This window comes from Aquabacterium sp., assembly GCF_036273115.1.
Taxonomy (GTDB): Bacteria; Pseudomonadota; Gammaproteobacteria; order Burkholderiales; family Burkholderiaceae_C; genus Aquabacterium.
The window spans coordinates 51,357-71,707 of the sequence record NZ_DASUIN010000001.1 but is presented as its reverse complement, the minus strand read 5'-3'; the positions used below and the strand labels follow the sequence as shown (position 1 = coordinate 71,707).

Annotated in this window: 19 protein-coding genes; 3 read left to right on the top strand and 16 right to left on the bottom strand. The window is 60.7% G+C overall.

The window, feature by feature from the left end; all coding sequences use genetic code 11:
• The first annotated feature begins 6 nt into the window (after positions 1–6).
• A complete protein-coding gene (locus VFW72_RS00365; RefSeq protein WP_329672271.1) occupies positions 7–1,446 on the top strand; it encodes a DUF1501 domain-containing protein in 1,440 nt (479 codons plus the stop codon).
• A 7-nt stretch (positions 1,447–1,453) separates the two neighbouring features.
• On the opposite strand, the gene VFW72_RS00360 is transcribed toward VFW72_RS00365, so the two are convergent.
• Positions 1,454–2,707, bottom strand: a complete 1,254-nt coding sequence (locus VFW72_RS00360; RefSeq protein WP_329672270.1) for a glycosyltransferase WbuB — start codon at positions 2,705–2,707, stop codon at positions 1,454–1,456.
• Between the two features lie 178 nt (positions 2,708–2,885).
• Here VFW72_RS00360 and VFW72_RS00355 point away from each other — a divergent pair, with 178 nt between their 5' ends.
• Entirely contained in the window at positions 2,886–3,443 is a 558-nt protein-coding gene (locus VFW72_RS00355; protein WP_329672269.1) for a putative colanic acid biosynthesis acetyltransferase, read from the top strand.
• A complete protein-coding gene (locus VFW72_RS00350) occupies positions 3,436–4,296 on the top strand; it encodes a glycosyltransferase family 2 protein (RefSeq protein ID WP_329672268.1) in 861 nt (286 codons plus the stop codon). Before VFW72_RS00355 ends, VFW72_RS00350 begins: the two co-directional genes overlap by 8 nt.
• Here VFW72_RS00350 and VFW72_RS00345 read toward each other — a convergent pair.
• The 15 genes from VFW72_RS00345 to rfbA form a co-directional block, all read right to left on the bottom strand.
• A complete protein-coding gene (locus VFW72_RS00345) occupies positions 4,242–5,438 on the bottom strand; it encodes a glycosyltransferase (protein ID WP_329672267.1) in 1,197 nt (398 codons plus the stop codon). The genes VFW72_RS00350 and VFW72_RS00345 overlap by 55 nt on opposite strands.
• Positions 5,435–6,877: a hypothetical protein gene (locus tag VFW72_RS00340; RefSeq protein ID WP_329672266.1), complete on the bottom strand. Its 1,443-nt coding sequence runs from the start codon at positions 6,875–6,877 to the stop codon at positions 5,435–5,437. The genes VFW72_RS00345 and VFW72_RS00340 overlap by 4 nt, the downstream gene beginning before the upstream one ends.
• Positions 6,874–7,896, bottom strand: coding sequence for a CgeB family protein (locus tag VFW72_RS00335; protein WP_329672265.1), 1,023 nt, complete (start codon positions 7,894–7,896; stop codon positions 6,874–6,876). Before VFW72_RS00335 ends, VFW72_RS00340 begins: the two co-directional genes overlap by 4 nt.
• Positions 7,893–9,050: a glycosyltransferase family 4 protein gene (locus VFW72_RS00330; RefSeq protein ID WP_329672264.1), complete on the bottom strand. Its 1,158-nt coding sequence runs from the start codon at positions 9,048–9,050 to the stop codon at positions 7,893–7,895. Before VFW72_RS00330 ends, VFW72_RS00335 begins: the two co-directional genes overlap by 4 nt.
• The gene (locus tag VFW72_RS00325; RefSeq protein WP_329672263.1) at positions 9,047–10,339 is read right to left on the bottom strand and encodes a hypothetical protein; all 1,293 of its coding nucleotides are present in this window, start codon (positions 10,337–10,339) and stop codon (positions 9,047–9,049) included. Before VFW72_RS00325 ends, VFW72_RS00330 begins: the two co-directional genes overlap by 4 nt.
• A 9-nt stretch (positions 10,340–10,348) precedes the next feature.
• Complete coding sequence (locus VFW72_RS00320) at positions 10,349–11,074, bottom strand: exosortase C-terminal domain/associated protein EpsI (protein ID WP_329672262.1); 726 nt, start codon at positions 11,072–11,074, stop codon at positions 10,349–10,351.
• Positions 11,071–12,000, bottom strand: coding sequence for an exosortase B (gene xrtB / locus VFW72_RS00315; protein ID WP_329672261.1), 930 nt, complete (start codon positions 11,998–12,000; stop codon positions 11,071–11,073). The genes VFW72_RS00320 and xrtB overlap by 4 nt, the downstream gene beginning before the upstream one ends.
• Before the next feature lie 5 nt (positions 12,001–12,005).
• Positions 12,006–12,881 carry a polysaccharide biosynthesis tyrosine autokinase gene (locus VFW72_RS00310; protein ID WP_329672260.1) on the bottom strand — a complete coding sequence of 292 codons (876 nt, stop codon included), beginning with the start codon at positions 12,879–12,881 and terminating at the stop codon, positions 12,006–12,008.
• A complete protein-coding gene (epsF, locus tag VFW72_RS00305) occupies positions 12,878–14,308 on the bottom strand; it encodes a chain length determinant protein EpsF (RefSeq protein WP_329672259.1) in 1,431 nt (476 codons plus the stop codon). Before epsF ends, VFW72_RS00310 begins: the two co-directional genes overlap by 4 nt.
• A 128-nt stretch (positions 14,309–14,436) precedes the next feature.
• On the bottom strand, positions 14,437–15,174 hold the full coding sequence (locus VFW72_RS00300) for an SDR family oxidoreductase (protein ID WP_329672258.1): 738 nt from the start codon (positions 15,172–15,174) through the stop codon (positions 14,437–14,439).
• Entirely contained in the window at positions 15,171–16,532 is a 1,362-nt protein-coding gene (locus VFW72_RS00295) for an FAD-binding oxidoreductase (protein WP_329672257.1), read from the bottom strand. Before VFW72_RS00295 ends, VFW72_RS00300 begins: the two co-directional genes overlap by 4 nt.
• An 11-nt stretch (positions 16,533–16,543) precedes the next feature.
• A complete protein-coding gene (locus VFW72_RS00290) occupies positions 16,544–17,965 on the bottom strand; it encodes a UbiA family prenyltransferase (protein ID WP_329672256.1) in 1,422 nt (473 codons plus the stop codon).
• Between the two features lie 6 nt (positions 17,966–17,971).
• Positions 17,972–18,898: a lysylphosphatidylglycerol synthase transmembrane domain-containing protein gene (locus tag VFW72_RS00285; RefSeq protein WP_329672255.1), complete on the bottom strand. Its 927-nt coding sequence runs from the start codon at positions 18,896–18,898 to the stop codon at positions 17,972–17,974.
• Positions 18,888–19,451: a dTDP-4-dehydrorhamnose 3,5-epimerase gene (gene rfbC / locus VFW72_RS00280; RefSeq protein ID WP_329672254.1), complete on the bottom strand. Its 564-nt coding sequence runs from the start codon at positions 19,449–19,451 to the stop codon at positions 18,888–18,890. The genes VFW72_RS00285 and rfbC overlap by 11 nt, the downstream gene beginning before the upstream one ends.
• Positions 19,452–19,463: 12 nt before the next feature.
• Positions 19,464–20,348: a glucose-1-phosphate thymidylyltransferase RfbA gene (gene rfbA, locus VFW72_RS00275; protein WP_329672253.1), complete on the bottom strand. Its 885-nt coding sequence runs from the start codon at positions 20,346–20,348 to the stop codon at positions 19,464–19,466.
• Between the last annotated feature and the right edge of the window lie 3 nt (positions 20,349–20,351).

Genomic DNA, 20,351 nt, shown 5'->3' with positions numbered 1-20,351 from the left:
ACGCCCATGCGCGAGAAAACTGTGTACGCAACGACACGGCGCGGCTTTCTAAGCCAATGCAGCACCATGCCCATGGGCGTTTGGGCGAGCCTATCGAGCCTGCAAGCTTGGGCTGCCCCGACAGGCTCCGCTCCGTACAAGGCATTGGTGTGCGTGTTCTTGCACGGAGGCAACGACGCTTACAACACCGTGCTGGCGACTGATTCGGCATCTTGGGCGCGCTACCAGGCCACGCGAAATCAACAACCGGAGTCCATTGCACTGCCGCGCGACAAGCTGCACGAGATCAGCCCCCAAACCCCACATGAGGGACGTGAATTCGCGCTGCACCCTTCGCTTCCAGGCTTGGCCAAGCTATTCAATGAGGCCAAACGGCTGGCGATTGTGCCGAATGTCGGGCCACTGATTCAGCCGACCACGAAGGCGCAATATGTTCAAGGTGCGGTGGAGAAGCCGGCCAAGCTTTTTTCGCACAACGACCAGCAAAGCACTTGGTTGACGCACGGCCCCGAAGGAACTCAGACCGGGTGGGGCGGCCTGCTGGCCGACAAGTTGTCTGAGGGCAATCAGAACGCACTGTTTTCAGCGGTTTCGTGCATCAGTTCGACAGCATGGCTGGAAGGCAGTCGCATTCGCCCCTATCAGGTTGCTGAACAGGGCAGCCTAAGAATGGGTTTTCAAATTGATGGAAATGGCAGGCCCCATGTGTATGGCTCGAATCAGGTCGCAGCCATTCTTCAGACCATTCTGAACACCCATCGCACACCACACGCGATGGAGGCTGATCTGTGCGAGATCAACCAGCGCGCATCTAAAGCCGAGGCGCTTCTGAGCAATGCCTTACCGCCTGCCCAGGAGGCTCCCTATGAACTGGGAGCGGCAACCGGCAACCCGCTGGCCCAGCAGCTTCAAATCGTGGCCCGAGTGATCGGGGCCAGGCAGACGCTGGGGATGTCACGGCAGTTTTTTTACGTGAGCTTGTACGGGTTTGACACCCATGACAGACAGAACACCCGTCACGCCAAGCTGCTTCGGCAATTGGACGAAGCTTTGGTTTACTTTGACCAGACGCTAAACGGCATGGGTGTGGGAAACAGCGTGACGACTTTTACCGCATCAGACTTTGGGCGCACCTTTGTGAGCAATGGCGATGGCACCGACCACGGCTGGGGGGGACACCATTTCGTGATGGGCGGCGCCGTCAATGGGGGCGAAATCCTGGGACGCTTCCCCGTTTATGGCGCAAAGGGTCGGTATGACAATGAATATGCCGATTCACCGGACATGTTGTCGAACGGCGTGCTGCTTCCCGCGATTGCCACCCAGGCTTATGGCGCAGCATTGGGCAGGTGGATGGGTGCCAGCTCTGATCAGCTGATCAGAGCATTTCCGGGCTTGGATCGCTTCCCCGCTTCGTCAGACCTGGATCGACTTTTTCTAGCCTGACTGGCGATCAAAGTGTTTCGCCCTTGGCAGCCACTGGCAAGCTGCTGCCTTGCGGGGCCGCTTTGAGCGACCAGCGTAACAAAATGGGGTCTTTGGCCAGACTGTGCTCCGCATAGGCGCGGGCACGCAGGCCCAGTTCGGCACGAGCCTGAGGCTGATCGACCAACTCCAGCACAGCCTGGGCCAAGGTATTGGCCTGGCCGGGTTCAACCACACGGCCACACTGCGCCACCACGTGGCCGATTTCGGTGTTGGCACGACAGGTGGCCACGATGGGGCGACCACTGGAGAGCATGCCCGTGAGCTTGGAGGGCAGCACCAGGTCTTCCGCATCAGCGCTTTGCGTCAGCAAATGCACATCAGCCATGCCGAGCAACTGTCCCAGCCGCTCTTTGGGCTGCAGGGGCAAGAGGTGCACATTGGGCAGGCCCTTGGAGGCAGCTTCAAGCTGCGGACGCATGACCCCATCACCACAGATCACGAAGGCAATGTCTGGCCGGTGTTGCAGTTGGCGCGCCACTTCGGGAATGAGCAGCAGGTCTTGCTTGGCGCCCCAGGTGCCGGAAAACAGCACCACCTTGCAATCGGCTCGCAGCCCAAGCTGGGCACGATAGTCGCTGGGCCCATCCAGCGGGCGCACCGCATTGACGTCCACCCAGTTGGGGAAGAGCTCGATGGCCTGGGCATCGATGCCTTTGGCATGCAGTTTCTCGACCATCTTGCCGGAGATGGTGGAAACCTTGTCAAACGCGCGCATGAGGCGACGCTCGCACCACAGCGCAAACTGCTGAATGCGGCGGCCCTTGAGCAGGTTCATCTGGAAGGCCACATCGACTTCAAAGTCTTGCACATGCAGCCACGCGGTGGCGCCACTCAGACGGGCAGTGAGCCATCCCATGGGGGCACATGCCATGGCGGGGGCCACGGTCAAAACCACATCAGGCGACCAGAACACCTGCCGCAACATGACCGGAGCCGACGTGACGGCAAAGCTGAGCAGGTGCAGCACGCGCTTGAGCCCGCCGGGCTGCTTGGGCACCCACAGCGGGGCACGCCACACGTCTACGCCGTTGAGGGTTTCCCGCTGATAGCCGTAGCCCGCATAGTTGGGGTCAACCTGCCATTGAGGATAGTAAGGCGGTGCGGCCACAACGCGCACGTCATGCCCTTTAGCTGCCAACCACTCAGCCATTTCCCCAGAGTACTTACCGATGCCTGTGGGCTCGGGCGCATAGTTGGCGCTGTAGATCAGAATTTTCATCACCGCTCCTCGACGGAAGGGATGATTCAGGGGCCCTGTAACGCCAGAAAGTCCCAGCGCATAGTCCGTTCGACCCATGTGGGCCCGAGGCCGCAAGGCGTAGTCCGTTCGGATCATGCCCAGGGACTTGGTGGTGTTACCCCCAAGCCCCACGATGTGCGCCGAAAGGAGTGCGCCGGTGATCTTGCAGGGAGTGGATTCGCGAACGGGGCCATCGTTCTCGATGGGCAACCGATTGATGCGCGCGGTATGGGGCGTGGCGTGGCTGTGCCTGTTCCGTCCGACACCCAGACCCATGCACGCCTGGCGTGCCGCCCTGCTCAGGCTATTTGGCGCGCGCCTGGGCCAGCACTTTCACGTGCACGCCAGCTGCCGGGTTTGGGCACCATGGCAATTGACCGTGGGCCACCATGTGGGCATAGGTGAAGGCGTTCACTTCTACAACATGGCGCCCATTACGGTGGAAGACGAGGCCGTGATCTCGCAAGGCGCGCACCTGTGTGCCGGCACGCACGACTACAACAGCCCCGACTTTCAGCTGATGGCGCGCCCCATTCACATCGGTCGCAAGGCCTGGGTGTGCACCGAGGCCTTCATTGGGCCTGGGGTGTCCGTACCCGAAGGCTGCGTGGTGGGCGCCCGTGCAGTGATGACCCGTACGCCTGAGAGCGGCGCGTGGCGTGTGTTTGCCGGGAACCCGGCGGTTCCCATCAAGACGAGAGCAATTCGTGAGTGACGCAACCATTCCGGTGTCGGTTCTGATTCTGACCAAGAACGAGGAACACGACCTGCCCGGCTGCCTGCAAAGCGTGAGCTGGTGCGACGACGTGCATGTGTACGATTCAGGCAGCACCGATCGAACCCTGGCCATTGCCGAGCAACATGGCGCGCAGGTGACCCAACGCACCTACCCCAACAGCACGGCGCCATTTGGCGGAGACGAGTCAGCCCATAAAAACTGGGGGCTGCGCCACATTGGCTTCAAACACCCTTGGGTGTTGATGCTGGATGCCGACGAGCGCACCACGCCGGAGCTGCTGGCCGCGATGCGCGAGCACTGTACCGAGCACAGCCCCGCGGCGGCTTACCGCATTCACCGCCGCGACCATTTCATGGGCACCTGGATTCGGCATGTGACGCCCTCGCCGTTCAACATTCGGCTGGTGCGCCCTGATGCCATTCATTTCGAGCGCATCATCAACCCCATCACGGTGGTGCATGGCGACACGCTGGAGTTGAACGCACACTTCAACCACTTTCCGTTCAGCAAGGGCATGAGCCACTGGTTTGCCAAACACAATGGCTACAGCACCTATGAGGCCAAGCACATTCTGGACACCCGCCAGGCCCAGCCGCGCTACGAATGGCGCAAGGCCTTGTTCAGCAAGGATGCCAATGAGCGCCGCGTGCACCAGAAGGGTCTGTACTACCAACTGCCATTGCGCCCCCTGGTGATGTTCCTGGGCTTGTATGTGGGCAAGCGCGGCTTTCTGGATGGCCGCGCCGGCTTCGTTTACGCTGTGCTGCGGGCCATTTACGAATACATGATCGTGCTGAAGGTGGAAGAGCTGGAGCACACCGCGCGGTAAACGCGCTCGTAGTCGCGAATGGCGCCTTGGGCATCAAAGCGCTGAGCCCACTCGATGCGGCGGCGACGGGCTTCAACCACACCAGGCTCGCTCTCCAATTCCACCAGCTTGGCCAACACCGTGGCGCCGTGGGCAGCCCATCGATCGATGTCGTCGGTGGGCTTCAACAGCGGCAGGTAGGTGGCTTCGGGCCCACCGATTTCGTTCATGGGTGCATCGGCGGTGGTGATGACGGGGCACCCGCAAGCCTGGGCTTCCACAATGGGCCAGCCGAACCCTTCGGCCAGACTGGGGAACAACAAGGCCCCAGCCAGCGAATAGGCGGCCTGCAAGGTGCGGTTGTCGATGCCCTGGCAGAAACGCACCTGGCCTTGCGGCGGCACGGTTTGCAAGGCAGCCAGCACATCGGGTCGGCTGGGCTGGGGGCTGACCATCCACAAGGGTGCCGGAGCCACCTGCTGACGCGCATAGTGCGCGTACAAGCGGATGACGCCAGCGGTATTCTTGTACCACTGGTCGCCGCCCACGTGCAGGATGGGGGCCTGATCCCCTACATCAAACCCCGCTTGCTGCAAAACCGCTAAGGCCGCAGACAGGTCCATAGGCTGGTAGGGATAGTTCAAACCATTGAACACGACGGTGGAGGTGTCTGGCTGGGCCCCACCGAACGAACGCAGCTCGCGCTCGGTCCGAGTTGATACGGCAATGAAGTGCCGTGCCTGGCTGAAACCCCAACGGATGTAGCGCTGATAGAGGCGGCCACTCCATGAGGTGGGGTTTTGAGGGATGAAGCCCAGAGCAGACCGCAAGGCCAGCAGGTCGTGGGCATGGACCACATGAGGTCTATGCTTGACCAATGGCACCCAAGGCCCCAAGGCCTGATCACAAAAAACAAACAAGGTGTCCGGGCTGGTGTGCTTGAGGCGACGCCTCACCTCCATGGGAAACAGCACATACTGATCGAGGTATCCGGCCCATTTTTCCAGGCGGGTGCCCTGAAAGCGCGCGTGGCAACGATCTCGCGGGGCCCAGTAGTCCACCCGGTGCCCCAGCTCGCGCATGGATTCACCCACCATGCGGGCAAAGCGCGGCATGCTCTGCGACCGCATGAAGGGGGGATGGCAGAAGAAGACGAGGTTCATACAGGTTGGGGCTGAAAGGGCTTGACGATGACCTGCCAGACAAAGATGCAGGGGATGCACATGGCACCAAGGATCAACACACTGCGAATCGCGTTGAAGTAGTCAGCCGTGGCAGCTTCCACGTTGAACAGCGTATTGATGAAGATGACCGCCACCACGAGATACGGCAAGCCTCCCAGAGTGCGCACCCGATCAAGAACAAGCCGGTAGATCAGCAGCAGCACAACTGGGTAGATGAACATCCCCGCCACACCGAAGTCGGACAGGCCAGCAGTAACAATGCTGTTGGCCTCGTCAATGATGGGCAAACCAAAGTGGGGATTCGCCAAGGCTTCTTCAAACCCGATGGCGATGACTTTGTGTTTACCCGGCCACAGCACAGTCGGCACACTGAGTGCGGCGTCGAACTTGATGAGGTCACCATAGAGCGGGTCGTATTGGTCGAGCGCCTGTAGCAACGCAGCCGGGTAGCCTACGATGAAGGTGCGACTGTCCTGGTTGTCGCTGACAGCCTCGTCCAGACCAGACCGCTGCTGATCGAACAAGATTTCTTTTCCCTTGATGAACAGGGCCACAGTATCTTTGGCTGACCCCAACTCCCAAACAGCCATGCGAAGCGCATAAAACACTTTGGATGCGCCTACGATGCACGCGAATGCCAAGGCCAGCGAAAAGAACGTTCGCCAGGTCAGCAGTTTCTTGGGCGACCACGCGTCGAACAGCAACATCAGGCAAATGACCAGGGTGTAGATGAACACCCGTCGGCCCTGGTAGAGCTGAATCAGAAGCAGTGCGAACAAGGCAATCCACAGGACCCATCGCATGCTGCCCTTCACACGAGGCAAGATGAAACACCCCAAGGCAGCCGCAGGGCAAATCGCACTGATGACAATGGCCGCCATGGGCGAGACACTGACGCCGCCATCAGTGACGTCAGCGTGGTAACCAATGGTCCCCATGGCCACCAAAATTGCAGCGGCTGCTGCCGTGATGGCAACCAGTGAGGCAGCCAGTTTGAGTTGACTGTCTGCGACCTGTGCGCCCATCAAAATGGGACGGCGATCGAGACCCGATGCGGCACTGATGAGCGCACCCAACAACAGAAGCCAGCCACTGACGCGCATGACGTGAGCAGGAGATGCTGCGGTCAAGGCCCAGTAGTCGAGCGTGGAATGGATCCAGTTGAGTTCGGTGTTCAAGGTGCCCAAGCCATAACCCAGGCCCAGTGAGACCAGCATCAAGTCCCAGATGGTGATGGATCGAGCACGCAAAATGCAATGCAATAGCCCAATCACACCGACAGCAGTAAAACAGCCCAGGGCCAGCAGATAGGCGTCATGTGATGGTGCGATCAGCAACCAGGCGCCGGCCACCAGCAAGGTGAGCGACTGAACCCAAATGGAGAGATCGGTTCGCAGGGTCAACGGGTCGTGACTCATGAATAGGCCTTGGACAGGATGTGCTGCATGACGTTCTCATTGAGATGCCCGTTTCGCTGCAGCCGGATGCGACCAGCTTGAGAAAGCGCTTTTCGGCCCGACTCGTTCGACAGCCAATGGGTGCAGAGTTGCGCACACTCGGCCGCGTCCTTCCAGAACACTGCTTCCACGCCATCTTGATAGAGCGATTCATGTTCACTGGTTCGCTCGGCGCACAGGAAGCCACCGAGTGCGGGCACTTCCATGCTGCGCGTGGTGTGCAAGTCGCGATTGCCTTTGGACAACATGCCCAGGTTGATCTGCGCGCACTGGATGGCCCTGGCGTAGTCATCGCCCGCGAGGGCATCGCCCCGCCAGTAGGGTTGGAGTTCGGCCCACTCGGGGGCCTTGGCCCAGTGCGATCCCTGGATGGTGAGCGGCACCCCACGCCGAATCAGTTCGAGCATGAAGGGGCCACGCTCCGGCATCCAGGTTCCCAGGAACAGCACCTGGGCCTGCCACTGGGCCTGATCTTGCGGGGTGATGACACGTGGCGCATGGCTGACTTCGTCAGCCGACATGAACACACGCAGCACGTTCTTCGCCCCCAGATTGCGTACCTCTTGCACATTGCGCTCGCGCATGACCACCACCAGGTCATAGAAGGGCAACGCACGGCGATAGGCCGTGAACCGGCGCCAGTCACGCGGACCGGTTGGGTCGTCAATGCAGTAGCTGATCACCTTGGTGGCATAGCGCTTGAGCAGCCTGACCACGGCAGGAGTCATCCACTCGCCGCTGTCGACCAGACACAGGTCGTAGGTTTGCCCCTTCAAGGTCTGATTCAGCGCACGTGCCAACCAGGGGCCGAAGTACTGCCCCCCGAGGTGCCAGGTAACCCGGTCGGTCCACCCGGTGCGAGGCAACATGTGGCGAGGATCAAATTGGGTGACCTGATGCCCCAGCCGCTGCAACGCGCGAGCCCGATCCAGACAGGTTCCGCTGCGCACACCGAGGTAAAGAATGTTCAGGGACTTCATGCCAAAAGTTCTCGGTAAATCTGCTGGGCGCGCTCGCCGTACTGGCGCCAACCGCCGATTTGCACGACGCGGGTGCGTGCCCTCAAGCTCATCGCCATGCGCACCTGAGGCTGGTCTGCCAGCATTTGCAGGTGGCTGGCGATGGCGTCCACATCGCGCTCGGCGGTGATGTAGCCTTCGCGGCCATGCTCGTACAAATCGGGCGCGCCGCTGGAGCGGCTGGCGATGACCGGGCAGCCACAAGCCAATGCCTGTGCCATGACCATGCCAAAACCCTCCTGGATGCTGGGCAAGACCAGCACGTGGCTGATGCTCATGATGCGTTTGAGCTCTGATTGAGGCACATGTCCCCAGACACGGATGTCGTCAGACCAAAGCTGGTGCCGCTTCATGTGGTCCATGAGGGCAGATGACCGTGTACCCACAAAATGCAGGCGCTTGTGAGGATGTTCTAGTCGCTGAAAGGCCTGGAGCAGGTAAGGCACGCCCTTTTGCAAGCTCATGTCTCCCACGAAGAGCACATCGAACCGCATGGGGTTGGGAGTTCCCACTTGATGGAAGCGTTGAAGGTGGGTGCCGTAGGGCAAAAGCCGCAGCTTCTGAAATGGAATGCCTCGCTCCAGAAAAGTGCGCAAGGCAAACTGCGAGGGCACGGTGATGCAGTCGGCCTCCTCGTACTCGGCGCACTCCAGATCCATCACACGTGGGTCAATGCCCTCGAACGGCATGCCCCAGCGGTCGTGCTCTGCCAACAACAAGTCGTTTTGTACCCGAATGTGGGCCGAACCCCGATCGCACACGTACCGAGCGCCCAGTCGGCGGGCCCGTCGCCCACTCTCCAGCCCGGAGCCGGACAGCCCGACAAACACGTCGCAATCGGGCAGACGGCTGGCCACATAGCGATCGAGCGCGCGTTTGCCCAGGTATTCCATGACGCGGTTCGAGAGTGGCCCAGCCACGCCCCATTTGTTCAAGGCCATGTAAGGCACATGAATCCAGGGGAAACTCATCAGCCGGTCCGCTGGAATGCGTTCGTCGTGCAGCTTGAACTTGGGATAGCTGGTGAAAATGGCTTGCAGCATGCCAGCCGCGTGCAGCTCACGAGCCAGGTCAAAGCTGTGGAACTTGCCCAGGGTAGACAATGCCACTTTCATGACTGACTCGCCTCTTGCCAGGCTGGGTTGCGCATCAGCTCACAGGCTTGTTGCAGGCAGATCGCAGCAATGATCCCCTCGGCCACGAGCATGGCCAGAGCCACGCCGGAGAGCCCCACCGCGTGTGCCAGCCCATACGCCAGCACCAGCATGGCGCTGGACAAGGCCAGAAACCAAGGCGCCAGACCCATGTGCTGATTGCAGGCCATCAACAAGACGCGCGGCACGTTCCAGATGCCCGCCACGGCGGCGTAGACCAGTAGGCAGGCCAGTAGCGCAGGCTGAATCGAAATGCGACCATGAGTCCAGCTCTGGATGAGCCACGGGGCCACAAGGTAAAGCACAGCGCTGAAGCCCGTACACACTACGATGCCACTGCGCAAGGAACGTCCATACAGAGACGCCAGAGCGTCCCGATGGCCCGTGCCATACAGGCGCGAAAACTCGGCCCAGATGGCGTTGGAGAACACGCTGGTGACCTGCACGGCGACACGCGCCAGGGTTCGGTGCGCATTGAACACGGTGACCAGGGCCGGACCAAACACGTGCCCGACCAGCAAGGTGGCACCCTGGAAGGTGAGCGCATTGGAAAGCGGAAACACCATGAAGGACATGGCCGGGCGAACCATGTCAAGCACGTCAGACCGACGAGCTTGAGCGGCGCCCCAACTCAGGCCGGTTTGCTGGCGCGTAGCCCAACTCATGATGAGCGCCAAGCCACCCAGGCGAGCAACCAAGCCACCCAAGGCCACGGCCGGGAAACTGCCAACCAGCAGCAGGCCGATCAAGCCCCCAAGCCATTCGGCCAGCCGAATCAAGTGCCCAAGCGATGTGCCAAAAGCGTAGCGCCCAGTGGCTTTGAAGGCGGCTTCGCTCAAACCCGTGAACAAGGCGGCCAGCACGCTGAGCATGAGCAACCAAAGAGCCAGTGTCTGGTCGACCGGCAAGGGCATCCATCCGCTCAACAGGATCACGGTTGCCAGTGCGCCCGCCACACCACAGACGGCCATCATGAACACCGTGGCACTGTGAAAGATGCGATTGGCATGATCCGGACGGCCTCGGGCCATTTCCATGGTCATGCGGTTGCCGGCGGTGGCCACCATACCGACATCCGCCATGAGCAAGTATGCCGGCACGGCAGACAGCATCAACCACGTGCCGTAGCGATTGGCATCCCAGTGCAGCAGGTACAGCGGCAAGGAGGCCACCTGAATCACGATGCTGATGGCCTGCCCAAGGGCCCCTGCCCCCATGGCCGCCACAATGCGTGCGAACATCGGATTCATGCCCTAGCCTCAGCCAGCCTGGCCTTGCATGGGCCGACCAATGAACTTGGCGCGGTCTTTCGGCGACAAGGCCCCGAACAGCTCATTCAGGAAGATTTCCTGCTGTTCAAAGGCGTCGTCGCTGTTCGTGATTTCAGAGACGCGGATGAGCAACCCATCCATCTTGAACCCACGAACGGCCAGACCCAGACGGGCCAGGTTTCTCGGCAGAGAACCATCGGTGACGACATCGCCGGTGCGCACCAGGTAGGTCAGCGGCTCGATGCGCTGACCCATGGCGGTACGCAACTGCACCGAAGGCAAGCTGCCCCAGGGGGTGACGAGTTGGTGCTTGTTGCGATCCATGACACGGAAGCCCTGAGAGGGGTAGCACATGTCAGGCGTGTGCAATTGCGTGTCGGTCGACTGGTCGCGGCCATAAGCCAGAGACAGCATCATGGCGCGTCCCGTCTTGCGGTTCACATAGGCCCGCGCAACGGTCTGACTGTAGATGCGATCCAGCATTTCGGCCTGAACGGGGTTGACCACCGCCGCCGAGGCATTGGGCAGGGTCACCCAGTCGCCAAACTGCGCAGGCAGGAGGTGCTCGTATTGGGGGTTGCCGATTTCATCGGCCCAGTAGGACCGGGGCCGGAAGAACTCGCCTGCCCCCAAGGCCAGGGCCATGCACCCGATGGCCACCGCCACCGTCAACGCCTTCAGACGCAAGGGCTTGAAAAAGGCCGACTGGCTCATGCTTGGGCCTCCTTGCCTGCGCGGGATTCGAATCGGCGAGAAGCGACCCTCAGCAGGGTGTCGATGCCCATCATGAGGAACATGGCGCTGGTAAACAGCACGATGCCAGCAAAGCCGTGCAGGAAGCCCTGGCCTGCCTCATCCCCGAAGTGAAAGGTGATGAGCGTGAGAAAGAGCACCCGGATCATGTTGGCCACAAAGGAGATGGGCACGATCAACAATGCCAGGCCCACATTGCGCACCCAGGAACTGTGGCGGAAAACGTTGAGGTAGAAGATGCCCATGGCTTCCAGCATGAACAGGGTGCGCATGCCGGCGCAGGCATCGGCCACCAGCAACTGATAAGGCCCGATGTTGATGACCACTCCCGTGTGGCTGATGGGGTAGTTGAAGGCCCACAGCAACTCGCTCACGACAATCGAAATGCGCAGCTTGATGAAGTGGCTGATGGGGTCGAGCAGGAAGCCGGGCAAAGGCACCATGAAGATGGCGAAAAACACCGGAAACTTCAGCCTCATGAGCAAAGGGGTGCCGCCAATGAGCAGCACCACCGAGGCCAGCATGGGAATGAAAGACCCCACCTCGAAATAGATGATGCCCAGTGCCCGCCCGGAGGCAAACAGAGCCATACCCAGAGCCATCACGGGCCAGGCCCAGCCCTGCCCTTTCAGAGGCAGCTCACCCGCCGCCGCTTGCTCGCGCCAACGGTTCACCAGCAACCACAGCGCCAGGCTCAACATGATGGGGCCATGGCTGTGCTCGCCCTGGCTCCACAAACCACCGGAATCATCTTGCAAGAGACGGTAGACGGTCATGCCATACAGACCCAACAGGCCTGCAAAAAGAATGACCACGTCCAGCGGCAAAGGCAGCCAGCTTCGGCTTTGGGCGCCAGGCGCCAGTGCATCGTTGGCAGGAATGGCCATGGTGCTCAGAACTCGTTCATCAGGACGCCAGCCATCTTGACCTTGCTTTTGTTCAGCAATTTGACAAGCGACTGCATACGCGGAACACGGCTCTTGTCGCGACGACCGACCAACAAGGCCGCACCACAGTGAACAGACACGACACGGGCATCAGACCCGGTGGATGCGGCAGGCGTGTCCACCAGCACGTAATCAAAACGGCTGAGCAGCTCTTTCAGGCACAGACTGAAAGCTGGCCCCTGCAACAGCTCGGCGGGGTTGGGCGCCAACACACCGGCGGGCATCATGTACAGATTCGGCAGATGCTCAACAGGCTTGATGACATTGGGCTGCGCACGCCCCGACAGCACCCCGGTCAGGCCGACGTTCTGATCGACACCGAAGACCTCGTGCAAGCGGGGCTCACGCAAGTTCGCGTCAATGATCAAGGTGCGACCCGGCAGCTGGCTAAAAGCCACAGCCAGGTTGGCTGCGACGAAGGTTTTGCCGTCGCCTTCATCGGAGCTGACAATCGCCAAGGCCTGGCGAACACCGGTTTCGCTGAACACGCCCATCAACAGCTGCGAACGCAGGTCACGAAACGATTCCACCTCGTCTTCAAAGGGCGAATGCGCCACAACGAGTTCGGCGTGAAGTTTCGCATCAGATCGCGGGGTGTAGGGATAGCGAAACTGCTGCGACAGGGCCCAGACCACGTCATCTGGCACGGCAAATCCGAGCGCCACAGCGGCCTCGCCAAAGCGAACACCGTGCTGCTGCTGATAGTCAAGCGCAGACTGGACCTGCTCGGCCGTGAGGCCCTTGGTTCTTTGCAGAATGTGCCCAAGCGCGCCATCAGGCTGTGTGACGCTACCGGCGGTAGTAGAGGCGTTGTGCATCATGAGGCGGTTTTGTGAGTCAGCGCACGCAGAGGGGAGCGGGTGAAGGACAGGCGGCGACCGACCTCTGCCCCTTTGGCCAGCTTGCGGAAAGCCGGTACAGAACCGATGAGAGGCAACTGAAGCAAGGCGTCCATGTCTTCACTGCCACGCAAGCGCCGATCGAGTCGCTCCAGAATCAGAACCACCGCGACGGCCAGAATCAAGCCCACCAGGAAGCCCAGCGCGAAGTTGGTCAACAGCCGCGGGCTGGAATAGGTTGAAGGGGCCTTGGCCATTTCCAGTGCACTGATGTTGGCCTGGTTGACCTGGCTTTCCAGGCTGGTGGTGCTCATGCGGGCCACCACGGCGTCGTAAGCACGCTGGGCGTTGTCGACGTCGCGCTGCAGCAGGGTGGCTTCGTCGCGGACGGCTTTCAACTTGAGCACTTTGAGACGCTGCTCATCCAGAGCCATTTTGATCTGGGCCGAGCGGTTGATGTTGACGCTGTTGCCCACCCCCACGCTGCTGGTGACACGACGCACCTCGGCATCCAGCCGGCGGCGAAGTTCCGCCACGCCACTGCGGGCCTCGATCACCGACGGGTGCTGGTCGCCCAGGCGCGTAGTCAACTGCTCCAGGGCCGCTTCCTGTCGATTGATGTCAGACTTCAGGCCCGCCACGATGGGGTTGTTGAGCACATCGGGAGATTTGTCGCCCTGTGCATTGGCTGCGTTCTGACGGCTGCCCGAGTCCGCCACGGCGGCTTGCGTCATCACGTACTGAGACGACAGTTCGTTGAGGCGAGCCGTTTCCACATCCAGACGCTCATCGGTCACCACCAGCCCCTGATTGCGCTGGAAATCTGACAGACGCGATTGAGCCCGCTCCAACTCAGCGCGCAAGGCGCGCGCGTTGGCATCGAAAAAGTCGTTGTACTGCTTGGCGGGCGCGGTGCGCAGTTCGAGCGTGGTGTCCAGATAGGCCTTCACAAAGCCATTGGCCACCACGGCAGCGAAGTTGGGGTCAGCCGCCTGGTACGAGAGGTAGATGACGTTGGAGCCGCGCGAAGGACGGGCTTCCAGATTGCTCTTGAGCAAGGTGGCCAACCAGGCTTCGAAGTCGCCTGTGCTTTGGGTGGCGTTTTGCCACTTCTTGCGCAGGTCGGGCATTTCGTTGAGCTTGAGGTCGCGCACGACCTTGAGCGCCACGCGATTGCTGGTCACGACATCGACCTGGGTCATCAGGTACGAGGGCGCAGCCAAGGCAGGCGACACCATGCCAGCGATCGGATCCTGGCCCTTGATGTCCAGAATGATGGAGGCGTTGGCGGTATAGCTCTTGGGCATGAGCAGGGTGAAGGCCACCGCTGCCGCAAACACCGTGGCGAACACACTGGTTGCCACGATCCATCGTGCCCGAACGATGGAGAAAATGAGCTGGAAGGTCATACGGGACTCGCGTTTTGCAGTACGCCGACCAGTCTAGGGATCGAGTATGACAAAACGTAGTCTGAGCCGAATGGCTCAAGCGAATCCCCTCAAAACGCCCGATTCAAGGGGACACGCGATGACTGTCATCACAGTGTCAACTTGATGAAGATGCCTTCTGGAATGTGCTTGATGATGAGCATGATGAAGCGCCAGAAGCCGGGGCTGTAAACCACCGTGCGCCCCTTATCGACGGCCCCCACAATGTCTTTGGCAACCTGATCAGGTTGCGCCCACAAGGCGCCCTTTTTGAAGGCGGCGGTCATGGGCGTGTCGACAAAGCCAGGCTTGATGGTGGTGACCGACACGCCCTTCTTGGCCAGACGCTGGCGCAAGCCCGAAGCAAAGGCCGACACCAGAGCCTTGGCGCTGCCATACACGTAGTTGCTTTGGCGACCACGGTCGCCCGCCACGGACGAGATGACCGCAATGGCACCCTTGCCTTGGCGCTCGAAGCGTTCGGCGGCCAGCGTCATGAGCGACACCACCGACGTGCCATTGGTGGCGATTTCAGCCAAGGCGTAATCGACATCGGCTTGCGCCTTGGCCTGATCGGTCAAGGTGCCATGGGCGATCAGGATGGTGTCGAGCCCACCCAGGGCGCGGGTGGCTTCGTCAAACAAGGCCGCATGGTCAGCCAGTTGGTTGGCATCGAACACACGCGAGCCAATGGTGCGAGCCCCGCGCACTTTCAGGTCATCAACCTGCGACTGCAGCGGTGCGGCACCACGAGCGGCCAGGAACACCGCATCGCCGCGCTGAACCCAACGGCGAGCACAGGCCTGGGCGATGGCCGAGTTGGCGCCCACGATCAGAATTTTTCTCATGCAATCTCCATGACCCGACGTGCGAAGCCTGAGCTGAGGCGCGGGTCGATATAAGGCAGGAACTGGCGCCACGTCGGGTAGCCGGCCTGGAACAGGGCTGCGGTCATGCGACCATCTTTGGCGGCGTACAGTCGCCCACCATGACGATGCACGATCTCGTCGAGCCTGCCAAACAGACGGTGCAGCTTGGGCCCTTGGTTAGGGAAGTCCAAGGCCAGAGTGGTGCCCTCCATGGGGAAAGACAACAGACCACGCGAAGGCACCGCACCGAACTGCTTGAGCACGGCAAGGAACGAACCCATGCCACTGGCGGCGATGACTTCGAGCAGTTCACGCGTGGCGGCCAAGGCCCGCTCAGGCGGAATGGCGCACTGGTACTGGTAGAAGCCACGCGGACCATAAATGCGGTTCCACTCGAGCAGAGCATCGAGCGGGTAGAAGAAGGGGCGGTAGTGCTGCAGGCCACGCTGTGCATCGCCAAGTTGACGATGGAAGTACAGGGTGTTGAAGGCCTTGAGCGAAACCTGATTGATGAGCGACAACGGCGGGGTGAAAGGCACCCGGCGGGCGTGCTCCATCACACCAGCCGGCACATCAGACTCCAGCCATTGCGGCTGACACACAGCGGGCGCGTGGTTGGCGCGATTGAACAGGCCGCGCCCTAACCTGCGACCCGTGAAAGCACAGTCGATCCACGAGACGGTGTACTCGTAGTCCTTCTCGGAAGCCTGGCTGATTTCAAAGAACTCGTCGACGCTGTGAAATCGAATGGTCTCCGAGTCCATCAAGGGGTTGGCAATGCGCCGCAACTGAATCTCGGCCCAGGTGATCAGGCCGGTGAGGCCCAAGCCGCCAATGGTGGCGGCATACCAGTCGGCGTTCTCCTGGGGAGAGCAGACACGGCGCGAGCCATCCGAGCGAGTCAGCTCAAAACAGGTGACATGGTTACCAAACGAGCCGGCCACGTGGTGATTCTTGCCATGCACATCGTTGGCAATGGCGCCCCCCACCGTGACGAACTGCGTGCCAGGCGTGACCGGCAGGAACCAGCCTTGCGGCACCACCAGGCGCAAGATGTCAGACAACAGAACGCCAGCCTCGCAACGCAGCAGCCCGGTGGATGGATCGAAAGCGATGAAACGATCGAGCTGCCGCGTTTGCAGCAAACCTTGCCCTGGGTTGAGGTTGCTGTCGCCATAGCTGCGGCCATTGCCATAGGGCAGCCAGGTGTGCTGCTTCAAAGCCTGGGCCCCGACCACATCGCCCCAGGCTCGATGGCGATCAACCAGTGCTTGAACCTGATGCTCGGGCCATTGGACCCGCCCCCAGGATGTGATGGACCGATTGCTGGCGCTCATGCTCGTTGGGCTCACATGGCCAACCACATGACGGCCACTGCGGCCGCCCCGGTGAGCAGGCTGATGCGGTCTTTCATGGCATAGACCAGGGGGTCGTCATGCATGTTGCCGCGGTGAGTTTCCATCCAGATGCGGCTGATCCAGTAAAGCATGACGGGCACCAGTGCCCAGACCAGCTTGGGGTGCCGGTACATGACGGCGATGTCTGGCGAATTCACATACAAAGCCAACACCAGGATGCTGATGTAGCCCGATGCCGTGCCCAGGTTTTGCAAGATGCTGAGGTCAGCCACCTGGTAACCACGCCCGGAGGCCGTGAGCTTGCCCTTCTCGCGCATGACATACAACTCAGCATATCGCTTGACGATGGCCAGGCTGAGGAACACAAAGATGGAGAACATCAACAACCAGAACGACAGCGCAATCGAGGCTGCCGCAGCACCAGCCACGATGCGCACGGTGTACAGCCCGGCCAGCACCAGCACGTCAATCATGACCAGGCGCTTGAGGCTGAAGCTGTAAGCCAGCGTGACCACGTAGTACGCCGCCAGCACGCCCAGGAACTGCCAGGGCAAGAGGGTGGACAACAAGATGGCGGCAGCCAGTAAACCCGGCGCCATGACCAAGCCAAACAACAAGCTGAGTTGGCCGGCCGCGAAGGGGCGACGGCACTTGCTGTGGTGCTGGCGATCGGACTCGAGGTCGAGCATGTCGTTGAGCAGGTACACCGACGATGCGCACAAACTGAACGCCACAAAGGCCATCAGGCTGTGGATCAGTGCACCACCATCGTTCAAGCGGTGGGCCGTTGCCAAGGGCACGAAGATCAGTGCGTTCTTGGCCCACTGATGCACACGCAAGGCCTTCGTCACCGCACGGAAGCCCGCGACTGGGGCCTCGAACACCGGCCCCAATTGGGCCACCGACTGCGCCTGCTTGGCCAGCGCGGCTGATGCGTTCACCACCACGGCCTGCCTCGCATGGCACCAGACTTTGAGGTCAACCCGATGGTTGCCGCAGTAGTCAAAGCCCTTCTCGCCAAAGCGATCCACCAAGGCTTTGGCCTTGTTGCTGCCCGACAGATTGGTCTGGCCATCGCTGGCCAGCACGCCGTCGAAAATCTGGAGGTGGTCGGCCACGGCTTGCGCCAGGCGGTGGTCGGACGCGGTGCACAGCCACAAGGGCCGCCCTTGCTGCTTTTGCTCGCACAACCAGGCCACAAAAGCCTGCGTATAGGGCAAAGCCGCCCCGTTGAGTTGCACACGGGAAGCAATTTCAGCCTTGAGAACCGCCTTACCGCGCAAGAGCCAGAAGGGGATCAGAAGCAAATAGAAGGGGTTGCGCTTGATCAGCAGCAAAAACGATTCGAGCAACAGATCGCTGTGGATGAGCGATCCGTCGAGATCGACGCAAACAGGGGTCTTGTCAGACATGGAACCTCACACTGGCAAACCGGTTGCGTGATGACGCAAGCGCCAGACGCACAACCAACCGATCACCACGGCCAACCACAAGGTCAGCAAACGACAAATCAGGGTGGTCAAAATGGCCTGCGGCACGGACATGCCATGCGCCACCAGCAACGCAGTCATGACTGCCTCGGTACTGCCCAAGCCACCAGGCAAAAACGACAGGGCGCCGACAATGATGGCCAAGGCATAGATGCCAATGGCAGACCCCAACTGAATGGACACAGTGGGATCGAGATCAGCCAGCAGTTTCAGACCCACGGCTTCAGCCAGCCAGGCCACCAACCCGATCAACAGCCCACTGACGAGCACGCCAGGAGCCAGAAACTGCCGCGCATGCGCGAGCATGTTGATGGCGCCTTGCCCGACAGGCACACGCACACGCTGCCAAGGGACCACTGCCAGCATGACCAGCAAGCCCCCCACCAGCGCCACGGCCACCCAGAAAAAGTAGCGATAGGCTTGCAATTCAGCCAACACCACGGATGCCAGGATGATCATGGCCAACAAATCGAGCAAGCGCTCAACAAAGAAGGCGCCTGTGAGACTGCTGGCACTGATGCCACGCGGCAGGTAGTAGCGGGCGCGCACCATTTCACCCAGCTTGCCGGGCGACAAGGTGAAAGCGAACCCAGACATGAACGTCAAAGCCGTGAAACCCCATGGCAGCCGATGCCCCAGCTTGGCCAGGTAGATGCGCCAACGCACCACACGCAAAAAATAGTTGAACAGAGACAAACCACCGACCACAGCGATGGTGGGGCCGGCATGCTGCAGGGTGCTGAGGTCAATTTGCGCCAGATCATGCTGAAAGGCATGCAGGCACCATGCCGCAAACACCGCAAACAGAGCATAGGTGCCCCATTTGCTCAGAAAGCGCCGAGCATCAAAAGACATCCGCGTCCTTCAGGAGCTTGGCTTCCTGGTCCTTGGCCGCCAATTGAGGCGTCAACCCGGCCAGAGGCCAGTCAACCCCAATGGCCGGATCGGACCAGAGGATGCTGCGCTCGCAGTCGCGCGCGTAAACATCGGTGGTCTTGTAGAGGAAGTGGGTATCGTCTTGCAGCGTGAGGAAGCCGTGGGCAAAGCCCTCCGGGATCCAGAGCTGGCGGTGATTGGAAGCCGTGAGCTCAACCCCCACCCATTGACCAAAGGTGGGCGAATTCTTGCGAATGTCGACCGCCACATCGAACGCGGCACCCCGCACCACACGCACCAGCTTGCCTTGAGGATGGGGCGGCAGTTGGTAGTGCAGACCACGCAGCACGCCTGCCTTGCTGCAGGAATGGTTGTCTTGCACAAAGGGGCGCGGTAGAGGCAAACCCAAGCGGGTGAGCTCTTGCTCGAAACGGGCCTGGTTGAAGCTTTCCATGAACCAGCCGCGGTCATCACCGAAAACGGCCGGTTCGATGATCACCACATCGGGGATGCGCGTGGGAATCAGTTTCATAGGGTTTGAAAATCAGTAAATCTTGTCGTTGATGACCTTGAGCAGATACTGCCCATAGCCATTCTTCAGCATGGGTTGCGCCAGGCGCTCGACCTGTTCGGCCGTGATCCACCCCCAGCGGTAGGCCACCTCTTCCAGGCACGCGACCTTCAAGCCTTGCCGACGCTCGAGCGTGGCAATGAACTGCCCGGCTTCAAGCAAGCTGTCGTGGGTGCCGGTGTCGAGCCAGGCATAACCCCGGCCCATGATCTCGACATTGAGTTGTTCCTGTTTCAGGTAGACGGCATTCACATCGGTGATTTCAAGCTCGCCTCGTGGGCTGGGCTTGATGCTGGCAGCGATGTCGCACACCTGGTTGTCGTAGAAGTACAGGCCGGTGACCGCATAGTTACTCAGCGGCTGTTTGGGCTTTTCTTCAATGCTCAGGGCGCGCTGCTGGCCATCGAACTCGACCACGCCATAGCGTTCGGGGTCGTGCACGTGATAGGCAAACACGCTGGCACCGGTGGTGCGCTCGGTGGCGCTGGTCAGCAGATCCTGGAACGCGTGCCCATAAAAGATGTTGTCGCCCAGCACCAAGGCACTGGGGTCGTTGCCGATGAAGTCGCGCCCCAGAATGAAGGCCTGAGCCAGGCCATCAGGGCTGGGCTGCACGCAGTAGCTCAGGTTGATACCCCACTGGCTGCCATCGCCCAGCAATGCCTGAAAACGGGGCGTGTCTTGTGGGGTGCTGATGAGCAAGATGTCGCGAATGCCCGCCAGCATCAGGGTACTGAGCGGGTAGTACACCATGGGTTTGTCGTACACCGGCAGCAGTTGTTTGCTGATGGCCAGGGTGGCGGGATGCAGGCGGGTGCCAGACCCTCCGGCCAGGATGATGCCTTTGCGTTGATTCATGAT